General features: G+C 44.5%; 9 protein-coding genes. 3 read left to right on the top strand and 6 right to left on the bottom strand.

What is annotated here, in order from left to right; genetic code table 11:
- The first annotated feature begins 346 nt into the window (after positions 1 to 346).
- Positions 347 to 790, top strand: a complete 444-nt coding sequence (locus AB5217_RS02815) for a VOC family protein (protein WP_004302766.1) — start codon at positions 347 to 349, stop codon at positions 788 to 790.
- A 169-nt stretch (positions 791 to 959) separates the two neighbouring features.
- On the opposite strand, the gene AB5217_RS02810 is transcribed toward AB5217_RS02815, so the two are convergent.
- The 5 genes from AB5217_RS02810 to AB5217_RS02790 form a co-directional block, all read right to left on the bottom strand.
- A complete protein-coding gene (locus tag AB5217_RS02810) occupies positions 960 to 3164 on the bottom strand; it encodes a glycoside hydrolase family 2 protein (protein WP_032846970.1) in 2205 nt (734 codons plus the stop codon).
- Between the two features lie 5 nt (positions 3165 to 3169).
- Positions 3170 to 4837 (bottom strand): arylsulfatase, encoded by a 1668-nt coding sequence (locus AB5217_RS02805; RefSeq protein WP_032846947.1) that lies wholly within the window; start codon positions 4835 to 4837, stop codon positions 3170 to 3172.
- Positions 4834 to 5964, bottom strand: a complete 1131-nt coding sequence (locus tag AB5217_RS02800) for a family 43 glycosylhydrolase (protein WP_032846949.1) — start codon at positions 5962 to 5964, stop codon at positions 4834 to 4836. Before AB5217_RS02800 ends, AB5217_RS02805 begins: the two co-directional genes overlap by 4 nt.
- Positions 5965 to 5994: 30 nt before the next feature.
- Complete coding sequence (locus AB5217_RS02795; RefSeq protein ID WP_032854511.1) at positions 5995 to 7542, bottom strand: sulfatase; 1548 nt, start codon at positions 7540 to 7542, stop codon at positions 5995 to 5997.
- A gap of 88 nt (positions 7543 to 7630) precedes the next feature.
- Positions 7631 to 9688: an alpha-L-arabinofuranosidase C-terminal domain-containing protein gene (locus AB5217_RS02790; protein WP_032846953.1), complete on the bottom strand. Its 2058-nt coding sequence runs from the start codon at positions 9686 to 9688 to the stop codon at positions 7631 to 7633.
- Positions 9689 to 9896: 208 nt separating this feature from the next.
- On the opposite strand from AB5217_RS02790, the gene AB5217_RS02785 reads away from it, so the two are divergent.
- The gene (locus tag AB5217_RS02785; RefSeq protein WP_032846955.1) at positions 9897 to 13907 is read left to right on the top strand and encodes a two-component regulator propeller domain-containing protein; all 4011 of its coding nucleotides are present in this window, start codon (positions 9897 to 9899) and stop codon (positions 13905 to 13907) included.
- Between the two features lie 76 nt (positions 13908 to 13983).
- Positions 13984 to 15360, top strand: coding sequence for an ATP-binding protein (locus AB5217_RS02780; protein ID WP_032846957.1), 1377 nt, complete (start codon positions 13984 to 13986; stop codon positions 15358 to 15360).
- A gap of 131 nt (positions 15361 to 15491) precedes the next feature.
- Here AB5217_RS02780 and AB5217_RS02775 read toward each other — a convergent pair whose 3' ends face one another.
- The gene (locus AB5217_RS02775) at positions 15492 to 16394 is read right to left on the bottom strand and encodes a BT_3987 domain-containing protein (protein ID WP_004302773.1); all 903 of its coding nucleotides are present in this window, start codon (positions 16392 to 16394) and stop codon (positions 15492 to 15494) included.
- Positions 16395 to 16413 lie beyond the last annotated feature (19 nt).

Here is a 16413-nt window from a genome sequence, read left to right as displayed (position 1 = left end):
CTGGAAACGTTGTGGTAAATCTGAAAAAGATGATTGAGTTTTTAAGATTCCCCGTTATCTTTTTATTATAAGATATGGGTCCAGGGTGAGGGGTGGTGAGGGTAGATTTATAACTTTCGTATTTTTTTTTGAGGATAAAAAAGGAGATAATATAGAAAATAATAAAATAAAAGGTTATAAATCTACCCTCACCACCCCTCACCCTGGACCCATTCATTAGCGCACCGTTTAACTCGTTTCTATGCACTAATGAGGTAAATACAGTTTTTTGAAACGCTATCCAATAGAATGATTATATTTGCATTTTGATATAAGAAACAAATTACAAACTATTAATCAGTAAACCATGAGATTCAGCAACGTAAGATTATTAGTGAAAGACTTCGCCAAATGCTTCAAGTTCTACACCGAACAACTCGGATTAGAGCCATCCTGGGGAGATGAAAATAGCGGATATGCCAATTTTAAAGTAGCTGACGGGATAGAAGGCTTCACCCTTTTTGTATCCGACTGGATGGCACCTGCGGTAGGCAATGCAGATAAGCAACAGCCCGTTGCGATGCGTGAGAAATTAATGGTTTCATTCAGTGTAGATAACCTCGACGAAACTTTTGCCGATCTAAAAGCAAAAGGCGTGACGTTTATCACCGAACCTACGGATATGCCCGATTGGGGGATGCGTACCCTATACCTGCGCGATCCCGAAGAAAACCTGATAGAACTCTTTACCCCTCTAGCACCGGAGCAATGTAGCCAGGAGCTCCTCGAAGAAGATAAGAAATTTCAATAAGAAAGTTTGTTATAAAGAAATGTGCCCATACGAGTGAGCCGGAAAAATGATAGTTAATGAGCCCTATAGTGACATCGCTATGGGGCTCATACATTAACTTGATATTGCAGATATTCACTTGCCTTTCAACTTTATAGCAAGAAACTCACAAAGTAGAATATGAATCTGATTAATAAGCCCTCAACCCATAATCGAATCTCATCTTCTTGCTATCTTTCACTTCGATTTTCAACAAATTACTTCCTTTTCGCAAGTAACGGCTGTAATCGCTGATATTGTATTGATTATATTGCCTGGTCTGCTTTGCCTCCTGCGCAAAGACTTCTACTCCATTCAGCCATACTTTGGCTTCTCCGGCAACATTCAGCCATAGAGACAGATGATTGAAATCCTTATCCACCTTAAAAGTAGCTTCTGATACTACCGTAGAACGAGGGGGACAGTCGAAAGGCAAAGAAGTCATTTTCAGCTCCTGACCGTTCAGACTGACAAGGCGGGTATTCTTGCTTCCATTCTGACCGTCTGCAATCAAAGTAACAGCTTTCGCAGGGGTGATTTCATACAAACGGTTGTGCATCAGGTGTAACAAGCCTTCCGGTATTTTAGTTACTTTCCGGTCGTAAGTAATCAGGCCGTTCACTTCTCCTTCCACATCAGTGGTTTGTGTATAAACAGCCGCACTCAACCCTTGGGCAATCAGCGTTTCCAAATCATATACCAGACGGCCGTAACTATCAATCAGAGCCATTGCTCCGTCTATATTCTTATACCCCCAGTTCCTCATATTCGGATTCCAGATATGTTCCTTGATCGCCCAGCCATAGCCGCCGAATTCTCCCAGTACGGAAATGCGGTTGCCGTTGTTCTCCGGCAGAATCATGGAAGTGACAGGATAATTATGTACGTCGTACATATCGCCTACGCCTCTGTCCGTCCAGCCGGTCACTCCGTTTATCAGGCGTGTATCGTCGTATTTTATCACTTTATTTACGATTTCCACCGTGTTATGCTGTCCCCATCCTTCATTGAAAACCACCCAGGTAGTGATACAGGGATAGAAACGGAGACGGTCGATCATCTCGAACATTTCTTTTTGCCATTGGCGGGTGTGTTCTTCGGGGGCGTTCCAATCAGTAGTAGCCAACGGATTGACGTGTTCCTCCTTCTTCCTTGACGTAGCAAAACCGGAAACCATGTCTTGCCACATCATCAATCCCAGAGAATCGGCGTAATAATAATATTGCTCCGGTTCTACTTTGATATGTTTACGGATCATATTGAATCCCATCTTCTTCAACTGCACCATGTCCCACAACATCGCTTCCTCGGAAGGAGGAGTCAACAATCCGTCGGGCCACCAGCCTTGATCCAGCGGACCGTATTGGAAGATGGGTTGGTTATTCAGGCAAATACGGTTGTATCCACATTCATCTTTACGGGCATCTACTTTTCTCAAGGCAAAGTAACTCTTTACCCGGTCTAAAACACGTCCTCCATTGGATAAGACAATATTCAAATGATACAGTTTCGGAGATTCGGGAGACCATAAGACAGCGTTCGGAACGTCTATCTCCATCGCATTAGTCAACTTCTGTTCCACCGTCTTGATTACTTTGCCATCATCCAACACTTCTATTTTCACTTCTTCATTGCCTTTGGCTCCGGCTATATCGAAAGCCAGCTTCACGGATTTTCTCTCAATATCAGTGGAAGGAAGTACCTGACGAATATAGGTTTTATTCACCGCTTCCAGCCACACAGTTTGCCAAATGCCCGATACAGGCGTGTACCAGATACCTTCCTGATTAAGTTGTTGTTTCCCTCGGGAAATAGATTCCGTGTCCGTCGGGTCGGTGACGGCTACTTCAATGTTTTGGGGGCCACTCTTCTTCAGGTATTTAGTAATATCGAACGAGAACGGGTTGTTTCCTCCTTTATGCGTACCGACCAACCGGTTATTCACCCATACTTGACATTCATAATCCACTGCTCCGAAATGCAGAATAGCAGATTTATTCTTCCAGGAAGGATCTAAAGTGAACTCACGTTGATACCATAATTTATCCGTAGGAAGAAATGTTTTTTGCACTCCGGACAGAGATGATTCAATCGCAAACGGGACCAGGATTTCCCCTTCAAAGGAAACATTCTTCCGGGGCGTGTTCTGATCCGTTACGGCATACTTCCACAATCCATTCAGATTGATCCATTCGGCCCGTTGCAACTGCGGTCTGGGATAACTTTGCCACACATTTTCCGGCGTCACCTGTTCAGCCCATACTGTTTTGATTTTATCACCTTTAGGCTCCCATGCATGGGCAAACACCTGCGACATGGCTCCTAAAGCCAGAGTAAATAAGATTCTTTTATCCATAAGCATTAGCGGGTTTTATATTCTTTAAAATCTTTCCGTCGATTCTTATTGTAGGTATTCCACATTTTCTGGAAATACAGTACATCACTCTTGTCCGCCCATTCGAAATAGGCTGTTTCCAATTCTTTTGCCATTTCAGGATATTTACCGATCAGGTTGTGCTGTTCGGTACGGTCTTCCTTGATGTTGTACAATTCCCATTCATCTCCTTTGAAGTTGGCGGAAACCAGCTTCCAATCACCTTTACGCACCATGCGGTTGCCTTCATGTTCCGCATAGATGTATCTTTCGGGCATCTTCTTTCCTTTCACAATCGGAAGGATAGACTGACCTGCCGTAGGCAGAATCGCTCTTCCCTGATATTCTTTCGGATAAGTGGCTCCCGCCAGTTCCACACAGGTAGACATGATATCGGAGAATTGTGCAGGCTGATGATTCAGTCCGCCTTTGTTCTTCACATGATTACCCCAGGAAATAATACACGGCGTGGAAATACCTCCTTCATGTGCATAATGTTTATAGAACGTGAACGGCGTGCAGCAAACATTTGCCCAGCCTGTACCGTAATGATGATAGGTTCCGGGCAAACCCATTTGGTCGAGTTCTTCTCCGGTATGGGTATGGTATTCGACTCCGGTCTGTTTGTCAAAGCCAAATTCGTGCCATTCGGCACAAGCTCCGTTATCGGACATAAACATGATAAACGTATTGTCCAACTCACCATTCTTCTTTAATTCATCTACCACCCGGCCGATGTTCGTGTCCATCACATCTACCATAGCGGCAAAAATAGACATACGTCGTGCGAGGTCGGTCTGCTGATCTTTCGTCAATGAGTCCCATGCCGGTAGCGGATGCGTTTCATCTTCAAACAGACTTTCGGGAACCACACCGCGCGGACTAAGTTCCGGTTTGCCTTGCATGAGTTTCAGGTCAACAATCCGTTTCCAGCGAGCGTCACGAATCTTGTCCCATCCCTGCATATAGAGAGACATGTATTTATCGGTCACTTCTTTCGGTGCGTGCAAAGGGAAATGAGGAGCGTTATAAGCCAGATACAGGAATAACGGTTTCTTCTCCTGATGTGCCTGGTCGATAAAGTCAATCGCATAATCCGTTATCACATTGGTAGCGTAGAAAGTTCCTTCCTCATAATGTCTGGGGGTACGGTCTTTCGGCAAACGAGTATATACTGCCGGATTCCAGAAAGAATTAAATCCGCCCAACAAACCGTAATACTCCTGGAAACCACGAAGAATGGGATTCGACTTATTCCCTAGATGCCACTTTCCTGACATAGCCGTAAAATATCCGGCATCTTTCAGGACTTCTGCAATCGTGACGTTGTCCGAATTGGAACGAAAACCGGAATATCCTTTCGGCCAGGCAGGATGACTGCCGTCCATGTGTCCCAATCCCGTCTGATGGGGATAAAGTCCCGTCAACAGGTTGGCACGCGACGGGCAACTGCGTGCACTGTTATACATCTGCGTCATACGGACGCCATTCTTTGCCAGTTTATCCAACACCGGTGTATGAATCTCACCACCGAAACAGCCGAGATCGGAGAAGCCCAAATCGTCTGCCAGTATGATAATAATATTCGGTTTGTCCTGCGCATACGTCATCGGAACCAGAGCCAGGCTGCCTGCTATCAATAAAGAAGTTTTCATTTGGTATTATAATTAAAGTTGGGTTTGAATTTACCATTCTCATAGATCATCGGAATTAATCCGGGACGGCACGTCACTTTATACTCTGCCGCCTGTGCCCCACGCGGATTGAAGAACATGGTAGCCCACCAGTTTCCATCCTTATCCTGGAAAAGGTTGTTGTGTCCTCCTCCCGTGATGGCATTGTAGCGTTCGCTATAGGGACCATACACATTATCGGCTGTCGAGATGATGCAGTCGTAACTATAACGTGTCTTCGGTGAGGTTACTCCCTTTTTCTCAATATAGGTATCTCCCTCCGACGTACGGTGCGACCATATAGCTTGTACGAGGTGATATTTGTTATCGTATTTGAAGATAAACGCTCCTTCAATATATGGTTCCGGATTATATTTTTTCTCTTTCAATGTTTTCAGTTCCTCGGCAAATCCGCTCATATCCGGTTTCATACGGGCGATATAATGGTTGTGCCCGACAAAGTAGACAGTGCCGTCCGTATCTTCGAACAAACTTCCGTCGATGTTCGGGAAGATAGCTTTATCTTTATTACCTTCGATATTCTCGTACGGTCCTTCCGGCTTTCCGGTCTTGCTCCGCAAAATGAAAGAACCTCTCCCACCTGCCGACTCATTCATGCAGGCAACGATAAACCAGTTCTTCACACTTTTGATATAATGCATTTCCGGAGCCCATACAGCATGGAAACGGTTGTCCATCGGATCACCGTTTATGGATTTTTTCTGATATTTCTCTCCTGCTTTATATACTTTCGGCTTCTTTTGCCAGGTTCCGTCTTTTTCCATCGACCATATTTGTCCTCTGGCTTCCCAATACTTCATATCTTTGGAACGCCACAGGTACAAACCGTCGTTCCAGTCCCAGCAATGTCTCTGTCCCGGAAAGTAACGGTCGGGGGTAGAGGTCGTTCCTGTGATATAATAATAACCGTCGGGACCCAGCGTAGCCCAAGTGTCCCTCATCCAATAATCAAATGCCGGCTTTACAGATGTCGGAACACGTAGTTCCGGAGCGTTTGTATCTGCCGTTCCATATAACTGTGCTGATGCTGTAGAGATGGAAATAAATCCTGTAAGCAAGATCAATCCTAATCGTCCAATCAATTTCATATATTCCTGTTTTATGTTTACGTATTCTTCCTATTTAAGATAGTTAAATGGATTCTGTTTAAAATGATAGCGTCTTTGCGGAAGAGGTAGTGGGTCCTGCAAACGTAATTCCCATGCCAGCAACCGGGTCAGAAGTTCCGTTTGAATTTCGCTATATTTCTTCTCACCAAACAGATTATGAACTTCCGAAGGGTCTTTCTTCAAGTTATAAAGTTCACCGTTTCCATAATGATTCATTACCAGTTTCCAGTCATCCTTTCTTATCATGCGTGAAGTGCCACTTTGTGTCCAGGTGTTCAGTTCGTCAAAGTGGGCTATTTTGCCGGGAGTCAATGCTCCTTCCTGTTCGAAAGTCAGGGAAGCGTCCAGTCCGACGTCAGCTCCACCGAAGCCTTGTTGAACCACCATGCTGGAGAATTCTTCTTTGGGATAAGCCTTCCCGGTCAACATCGGCCACAAGCTACGTCCCTGAACGCCTGCCGGTATTTCGGCACCGATGGCAGAGCAGAATGTAGGGAAAAGGTCGGCTATCGACACGTGGCCATCCATAGGTGCAGGCTGATTCTTGATCTGATAGCCCGCCCATACCATCGGAATACGTGCCAGGCTTTCGGAAAGTCCGGCTCCTTTACGGATTAATCCGTATTCTCCCCAATAATCACCGTGGTCGGAGAGTACAACAAAGATGGTATTTTCATATTGTCCGCTGGCTTTCAATGATTCGATCAATCTTTTGATCTGATCGTCTATCAACCGGATCATTCCGATATAGTTGGCACGGATTCGGGGCAGGTCCTGTTCCAGGTTGGGGCAGGATGCATCTTCCAGTTCTGCCAGAATACGGTATTTCTCTCCTTTCTTTGCCAAGTCCTTGCGTGATGTCTTCAATACGGGAAGTTTGTCGGGCGAGAACATGGAGTAATAGGGTTCGCATACCTGATAAGGGTTGTGGGGTTCCGGAAAGGATACCCATACGAAGAAAGGATTTTCTTTCTGTTTCTCAATCCATGCCAGTGCTTCGTTCACGATTTTGGTGGGATGCTGCTCTTCCAGGAAGATTGGAGAGGGTTCCAGCCATTGGCCTCTGGCTTGCTGATTCAGGAAACGGGCAGTTTCTTTCTCGGCGGGAGTCGCCTTTTTGTTCTTTCCCCAGTGTCCGTATTCAGACCAAAAGTCCAAGTCGGCAGGTTTCAGGTAAGCATGATTCTTGCCCACCAATGCTGTCTGATATCCGTTTTCTTTCAATACTCCTACCAAATCCTGTTGATAGAAGATGTCGGGAATATTGTGGTTCGTACGTACGTGAGTGGCAGAAGGGAAACGTCCGGTGAACATGGAACAACGAGCCGGAGAACTGGCCGGCATCACAGTATATGCCTTGTTGAACCATACATTCTCCTGTGCCAGTTGGTCTACATAAGGAGTCACTTCCAAAGGAAAACCCTCCCTGCCGCACAAGTCGGCACGTTGCTGGTCGGTCATAATGACCACAATATTCGGTTTGCCGGTTTGTGCCGCGGCTGACATAGCCAACCCCTGTATGGCAAGTCCTGTAATACAAAAGAGTGTATTTTTCATTTTTGCTTCTTTTAATTTCCTATTTATGTAAACCTCATATTCTTTTGTTTAAATCTCTTATATCCGCTTATTGAATCTTATGGTTCTCCTATTTAAAACGGTACACAGTCATAGAAGCGGCCTCCAGTTCGAGCGGTTTGTTCAGGTCCAGTCCGACTTCGGTCTCCACCGGTTCGACTTCATTCGGAGTAGCCGGTGTGTTTTCTTTTCCCGGAACCAGTACCAGGCTTGTCTTATGAGCCTTGACCGGACGTTTGAAACCGGAGACTTCCGGCTGCAAGGTGACTTTCTTATCCTGCAGGTTTATCAGTTTCAGGATATATTGCTTACTGCCCGTATCATATCCCATTGTTACAAAGATATTCTGCATACCTTCCATATCTTTAATCGCTGCATCCAGGCACACATCAAACGTGTGATCCCTGAACATCTTCGCCAGATAGAAGAAAGAAGTCTTTACGCTACTGTCCACTCCGTTAATCAACATCGGCAGGAAAATACGGTGTTCCAGGAAATCCCAATGCCTCATCACCGGACGTTCGGCAAACAGAGGATTCAAATCGCCGTTACGCTCTATTGACATACGGATTGCCCCGGTAGCCAGCAAGTTATAAGGATATTTTCCGCTGATTCCCAATTCGCCGATAAATAAATCGGCAACACCCCGTTTGTAATTATCAAAGCGATAATGCTGTTCGCAAGCCCATTCAATCGAGTTATAATAATGTTCATCGAACACTTTGACATTCTTCGGGTTGACAAAATTGGGAATATCTTTCCGTTTGTCGTCATTCTCCCTCCCCACTACCCGGATAACGCTATTAGCGATATAAATCAAATCGGGATATTTAGTGGACAATGCCTGATAGATCTTTTCATAACGTTCCCAATATACAGGTCCGAAATCTTCATTTCCAATCTCGATATATTTTAATGGGAAAGGGGCGGGATGACCGTTCTTTGCACGTTCGGCTCCCCACTTCGTAGTCGTATCGCCAATAGCATACTCTATGGCATCCAACGCATCCTGAATATACGCATCCAAATCGACGTCAATATGCCTGAAGTTCCATTGCGGACTTTGCTTTACCCAACCGCTGCAAATCATGCCCGTAGGCATGACATACATCGCATCAGCCCCCACATATTCGCACAATTCATAAAACTCATGATAACCGATTCCGTCCGTACGGTAATAAGGCGCCCATTTACTCCACTGTCCCGGACGGTTTTCGATCGGTCCGAGCGTCTTCTTCCAGTGGTACATCGTTTCTTCATTGACTCCGTGTACGATGCATCCGCCCGGAAAACGAATGAAACTGGGAGCAAACTCTTTCAGATTTTGAACAATATCTTTACGGAATACGGATTTCCCCTCATTCCAGGTATCAGAGGGAAACAGGGAAACGACATCTATCTGAAATTGTCCTTTCGACATAGGCTGAATAGCAAGCATTCCGCGCTGGACGTTCTTTTCCGGTTTCAGTTCGCCCGTATATTTTGTCCAGTCCCGATTCTCTATATTCACTTCGATCACATTGCTCACCCGCTGTCCCAGTTCGTCAACTAGAAATACACGCAACGGGGCGGAATAATTCCTGCTTTTCAGAAACAAGGAAAGGCGATAAGACGTATCTGTTTTCAGATTCATTCCATAATATCCACGGTTGAGAATCAGAGCATCCGGGTGATTCGCAATATCTTCCGTAACATTCACCAGCATCGAATACTTATTTTCCTTGCTCATCGGATTTTCCTCCGTGCGACTGATAAATACAGGAGTATAAGATAGCGGATAAGTCGCCCATCCAATCAGCGGATCGGCCTGAAATACTTTCTTCTCTTTAACACGGGGAGCCGGAACATTTTCATACAGCCCGTTCTTTACTGATAATCCGGCAGGCGGTGTAGCTTCTTCAAACGAGCGGTTACGGATCAGTTCAGCGTGTAGAGCACCCTCGCCCATCATTCCTATTTCCTCATAATGGAAACCGTACTTTACGGGAGCCACTTTACGGGTTTTCGATTTATTGATATACAATGTTCCATCGGATAAAGACGGAAAAGAACTATTCGCATATACCAGAGGTAATGTGAAAAACAGACCGATACCCAACGTAAGGGATTTTAATGTCGGATGATTCATAGCATTGTGTTTTTAGAGTTTCACATTGCAAATGTGGTCTTTTCTATCCAAGAAAAACAGAAAAATAATGCTTAATACCTGCAATCATGTATAAAAATCAGCTGCCGGACAGCAAACTGAACATGAGTGCTGTCCGTTTGAACAATTCTACGACTGTTCCAAACAAAAAAAGACGTATCTTTGGTCATGAAATTAAATCCGTAAAGCCATGAGAACCACTGCCCTTAAAATCGTCCTCTCCTTTAGTCTCGTGCTCTTAAACGCCAGCCTGTCGACAGGACAGATACAATATAATAATATACGCTTCAAACAACTAAGCATAGCCGAAGGACTCCCGCATAATACTATCAATGCGATTACCCAAGACAATCACGGATTCATCTGGTTCGGCACACGCAACGGCTTGTGCCGCTTCGACGGTTATAATATTAACCTGTTTGCACACAATGAGGCCGACAGCACCTCGCTCTGCCACGACTTTATCACCCGTCTGTATAACGATTCACTCCGCAACGTTCTATGGATCTCCACCGATCAGGGTATCTGCAGCTACGACTACCGGACGGAAGATTTTACCCGTTACCGGATTAAAGGAAATACCAAAGATGATGTTTGTTTCCTGAACACCAGTGACGGGATGCTCTTGGCGGCCTGTAGTAACGGACTCTACCACTACAATGAACAGGACAGCCTGTTCGTTCCTTTCCTTCTCAATGAAGAGAAACCGCATGTGAGATATTTTGCAGAAGACGGAGATAAAACCCTATGGATTGACACCAACAAAGGACTGATGCGATACAGTCTGGAGAAGAAACAGTTCGTTTCGCTCCCTACCCTAATCCAGCCTTTTGCACAGCAATGTAACAATGCCGTGTTGATCTCGTCCAACCAGCTTTTATTCAATACCAATAATGATTTCTTCGTTTACCATATACAAAGCAATACTCTGTGCAATCTCTCCAAAGATCTGGAAGTAAAAGATTTCCGGTGTGCGTCAACCGACCATACCGGGAATATATGGGTAGGAACGGAGTATGGCATCTTCGTGTTCAACAAACTCTACCAACTGATTGCACACTACGAACAATCCGAACGGGATTTAAGTGCCCTGAACGATTCGCCCATTTACAGTCTTTATCAGGATAAGGCCCACAACATGTGGGTGGGAACCTATTTCGGAGGGGTCAACTATTATATATTCGGCTCCGACCAGTTCCGGATATATCCATACGGAGGCAGTTTCAATCATTTGAGCGGAAAAGCAGTCCGCCAGATTATCAATGCGCCGGACAACGGATTGTACATCGCTACGGAGGATGGCGGATTGAATTACCTGAACAGTAAAAAAGAGATTACCCGCGCCGAACGGCTTCACAAACAGATGCAAATCTACGCCAAGAACATACACTCTCTATGGCTCGACAAAGATAACAGCCTATGGCTCGGACTGTTCCTGAAAGGAGCTCTTCACTATATACCGCATCTGAACCGTACGGTGGACTATAATCTATTGTCGGAAGAGGTTTCGTCCGGCTTCTGCATCATCGAAGACAAGAACGACCACGTTTGGTACGGAGGCCCTTCTGGCTTATTCCTGATCGACAAGAAAAAAGCCAATGCCCGTCCGGAAAAGATTTCACCGCTCCGTATTTTCAACCTGGTACAATTCAATGACAGCATACTTTGGGCAGGAACCCGGAAAGGCAGTATGTTCCAGATAAATACCCGTACGCTGAAAGTTACCTCACTCCCTATCTTGCCGCACACCGATCTCTATGTAACCTATATCTACCCTGATTCACACCAACGGATATGGATAGGGACAGACAACAACGGGCTTTATGTATCAGACCGCAACGGAAGCATCATCGCTTCTTACAGCAAAGAGCAGCTGGGCTCGAATGCCATTAAAGGCATCATAGAAGATGAAATGAACAACATCTGGGTAGGAACCGGAAGCGGGCTCTGCTGCATCAATCCACAGACGGAAAATATCGACCGTTATACCACAGCCGACGGACTGCCGATTAACCAGTTCAACTACTCCTCCGCCTGTAAGAAGCCCGACGGAGAGCTGTATTTCGGAACCATCAACGGCATGATTTCTTTTTATCCGGAACAGGTACGCTCCGTCAATCCTCATTTCAACATTGCCCTGACTGCTATATGGAGCAACAGCGAATATATGTCGCCCAACAACGAGAAAGCGTCCATTCCTTCCTCCATCTCCGAACTGACAGAGATTACCCTGACACACGACCAGGCCCAATCCCTGCGTCTCGAATATTCCGGACTGAATTATCAATATACCTACAACACTCAATATGCCATGAAAATGGAAGGTATCGACAAGGACTGGCAGTTTGTGGGCAACCAGCATCAGGTACGCTTTTCAAACCTGCCTTCAGGAAGGTATATTTTAAAGATCAAAGCCAGCAAAGACGGTATTCACTGGGACGAAACGGGACAAAAGGACCTTGCCATCAGAATCCTCCCACCCTGGTGGCTATCACCGGGAGCGTATTTTGTATATGCATTGCTCTCCTTATTAATCATCTACGCCGCCTACCGATATACCAAAACGCGTATTATCCTGCTCATGCGACTGAAAACGGAACATGAACAGCGTGTCAACATGGAGAACATGAATCAACAGAAAATAAATTTCTTCACATACATCTCCCATGATCTGAAAACACCATTAACCCTGATTTTATCACCTCTACAACGATTGATCCAGCAGCCGCAGATTAGTAACAACGACAAGGAGAAACTGGAAGTTATCTACCGCAACGCCAACCGGATGAATTATCTGATTAACGAACTATTGACATTCAGTAAAATCGAAATGAAACAGATGCATATCAGCGTCCGTAAAGGAGATATCATGCACTTTCTGGAGGAACTCTCCCATATCTTCGACATCGTAGCCGGAGAACGGGAAATCGACTTTATCGTCAGTCTGGAAGATACCAAAGAGGAAGTCTGGTTCTCGCCTTCCAAACTGGAACGGATTCTTTATAATTTGCTCTCGAACGCATTTAAATACACACAACCCGGCGGATACGTCAGATTGAGCGCCAAACTGATTAAAGAGGAGAAAGAAACCATGGTTCAAATCTCCGTCAAGGACAGCGGCAGAGGAATTCCCAAAGACGTTCAGGAACAAATATTCGAGAGCTACTACCAGGTCGAAAAACGCGACCACCGCGAGGGATTCGGCTTGGGACTTTCGCTCACCCGTTCGCTCATCCACATGCATAAAGGAGAAATACGGGTAGAGAGCGAGGTCAACAAAGGTTCGGACTTTATCGTCACCCTGAACGTATCGGAGGATGCCTACGCACCCGACGAACGCTCTTCCGAAAACATCACGACAGAAGAAATACAAAAATACAACCAGCGAATCAAAGAGACAATCGAACTCATCCCCGAAAAGCTGACCAACAAAGAGAAAGACTCCGGCAGAGAATCTATCATGATTGTGGAGGATAATAAAGAGATGAATGATTACCTCGCCAGTATATTCGGTGAGAAATATGACATCATACGTGCCTACAACGGAGCGGAAGCCTGCAAGAAGATAGCCAGACAACTGCCGAATCTGATTATATCGGACTTAATGATGCCGGTGATGGACGGACTGGAATTCACGGAACGCGTCAAGCAAGATGTAACGACCAGCCATATCCCCGTTATCCTCCTGACTGCCAAAACAGATGAGAACGACCATACAGAAGGCTATCTGCGGGGAGCGGACGCCTATATCACCAAACCTTTCAACGCCAAGAACCTGGAGTTGCTGGTACAGAATATCCAAAAGAGCCGGAAACAGAATATCGAGCACTTCAAACAGGCGGAAGAACTGAACATCAAGCAAATCACCAACAATCCACGGGATGAGGTATTTATGAAAGAACTGGTAGAACTGATTATGGCGAACCTCACCAAGGAAGATTTTGGAGTAACTGAAATCACAGCCCATCTCCGCATCAGCCGTAGTCTGCTGCACATGAAACTGAAATCACTCACGGGATGCTCCATCACACAGTTTATACGGACCATCAAGATGAAGGAAGCCAAAACCCATTTACTGAATGGCATGAATGTTTCCGAAGCCTCATTCGCTGTCGGTATATCAGACCCGAATTACTTTACAAAATGTTTCAAAAAGGAATTTAATATCACTCCGACAGAGTTTCTCAAGCAATTGAAGTAATTCGCCGGAACTGGCACTTGTAAATCTCCTTATACTCTACAAAGTTTGAAAAAGAATACGTAACTTTGTAGTAATTATGAGTGAAAGTCAGAATATTGAATATAAGGAATCGTGGAGAGACGAATATCTAAAGTGGATTTGTGGTTTTGCAAATGCACAAGGTGGACGTATCTATATCGGTATAGACGATAACCAACAAGTGGTTGGTGTAGCAGACACCAAACGACTGATGGAAGACATTCCTAATAAGATTGTTAACTATCTGGGCATTGTAGCTGATGTAAATCTTTTGCATAAAGAGGATAAAGACTACATCGAGATTGCCGTGCAACCGTGTAATTTGCCTATCGCTTATCACGGTATATATCATTATCGTAGCGGTTCTACCAAACAGGAGTTGAAAGGTGCAGCCTTGCAACAGTTTTTGCTTCGCAAAATGGGGCATTCGTGGGATGATATTGAAAACGAAAGAGCTACATTGGATGACATCGACCGCCAAGCTATTGATTTCTTTTTGCGTAAAGCCGTCGATGCCGGACGTATGCCTGTAGATTCATTGAATGAAACTACGGAAAAAGTACTCTCTAATCTGAATCTTATCGGTGGGGAAGGTAAGTTGCGCAATGCTGCTTTACTTCTATTCGGCAAAAATCCTGCAAAGTTTTTCACCAGTGTGCAATTTCGTATTGGGAGGTTTGGTCGTGATGAAGCCGACCTGATGTTTCAAGATGTAGTAGATGGAAATATCATTCAGATGACCGATCGCGTGATAGAAGTATTGAAATCCAAGTATCTCATTTCACCTGTCCATTATGAAGGATTGCAGCGTATTGAACCTTTAGAAATTCCAGAAGATGCATTGCGGGAGAGTTTATTCAATAGTATTGTGCATAAGTTGTACACGGGAGTACATATACAAATGAAAGTGTATAATGACCGCATCCGTCTTTGGAATCCGGGGACACTTCCCGAAGGTATGACTATCGAACAATTATTAGGTGACCACGCTTCACAACCCCGGAATCGCCTTATCGCCGAAACTTTTTACCGTGCTGGATTTATTGAATCATGGGGACGAGGTATTCATAAAATTTATGAGGGTATGACGAAAGCAGGGCTCCGCAAACCGGAGTTTATAAATGAAGCCGGTGGCGTTACACTTATCATATATAGACCCAACATAATTAAGAACGATGACCCTTTAAATGACCCTTTAAATGACCCTTTAAATGACCCTTTAAAACTATCATCATTAGAAAAAGATATATTAAAATTGATAGTAAAAGATAATCAGTCAACATATGATAATCTAGCCATATCTTTATCTGTTTCCAGTGCTACGATCAAGAGAGCATTTCGCAACTTAAAAGTGAATGGCTGCATTATTCGAAAAGGCTCGAAAAAGATAGGTTATTGGATGATAACAGAAAAAGGAAAATCTATTCTAAAGTAGATCGTAAGCTAATTTAAGCGATATAAACCTAACAGAATGTCTAAAAACATCACCGGTAATCAGCCTGCAACATCGTTGATTCAGCTAATTACCGGCGACAGATAGACACCTATAATCGACTAATACCTATTCTACCATTCCTGGAAGCGTAAATCAGCTTCCGGATTCTGACGACGAATCAGTTCCTCGTCAACCTGATAAGTGACGCCACCTTTCGTGTACTTATAAGAAAGGGTAAACTTAGGCTGTTTCCCTACAAATTCCAATGATTCGGCTGCAGGATCTAATGTGGCGGATGCATCCGTGATAGCGACACTTCCTCCGGCTTCAATATTGACGCTTCCATCCGGATTGACTGTCAGATTCACCGACTCATTGTTTTCCAATGTGTTTCCGAAACCCGGTCTGCGTACTTTGTTTCTACCTAACGAAACAAAGTCACGGGTCATATTCTGACTCAAATCCTTGTTACTATATTCAGTAACCTGCTGGGTAGACAAATTGGTAACTTTTCCTTTCACAAAGTAGGTACCATGATACTGGCTGACAAATTTGACAACTACAATACTGTAATCCTTCAAATTGCCATTCACATCAGTACTAATTTCATCCTGATTATGATCGACCAACCGGAAAGGGATTGCATAGTGCTTGTTCAAAGCAGCATTGTCTTCATAGAAAGCATCGGAGAAAGTCACTTTCACATCTGCTATTGCCAGATTCGGATTGCTAATTGTCATCTTGTTCGGATTAGCCAACTGATAATAGTTTTCCGGCATCAGTGTCAAGCCCGTACCATCCAGTAAAGACGGATCGATCTCAAACGTAGCCCAATCATCGGTATGCACCTCTCTTTTACCGCCAATAGCCACTCCTACCTTTATCGACATATCTGTATCGGCTACCAGTGTCCGCAGAGGTTTTTGCGAAGCAAAGTACACAGAACTCTTATCGTAGTCCTTTTCATAATCGTCATAACAAGCAGTCATCAGAACGCTTATCAGCCCTATCCATAATATATTTAGTCTTTTCATTGTAAATAAGTATTTATAT

The sequence above is a fragment of the Bacteroides sp. MSSM.1001136sp1_RTP21357st2_D2_RTP21359_211015 genome (genome assembly GCF_040913205.1).
GTDB lineage: Bacteria > Bacteroidota > Bacteroidia > Bacteroidales > Bacteroidaceae > Bacteroides > Bacteroides ovatus.
Note: the sequence above shows the minus strand (reverse complement) of the source record. Positions and strands in the feature narration are given on the sequence as shown.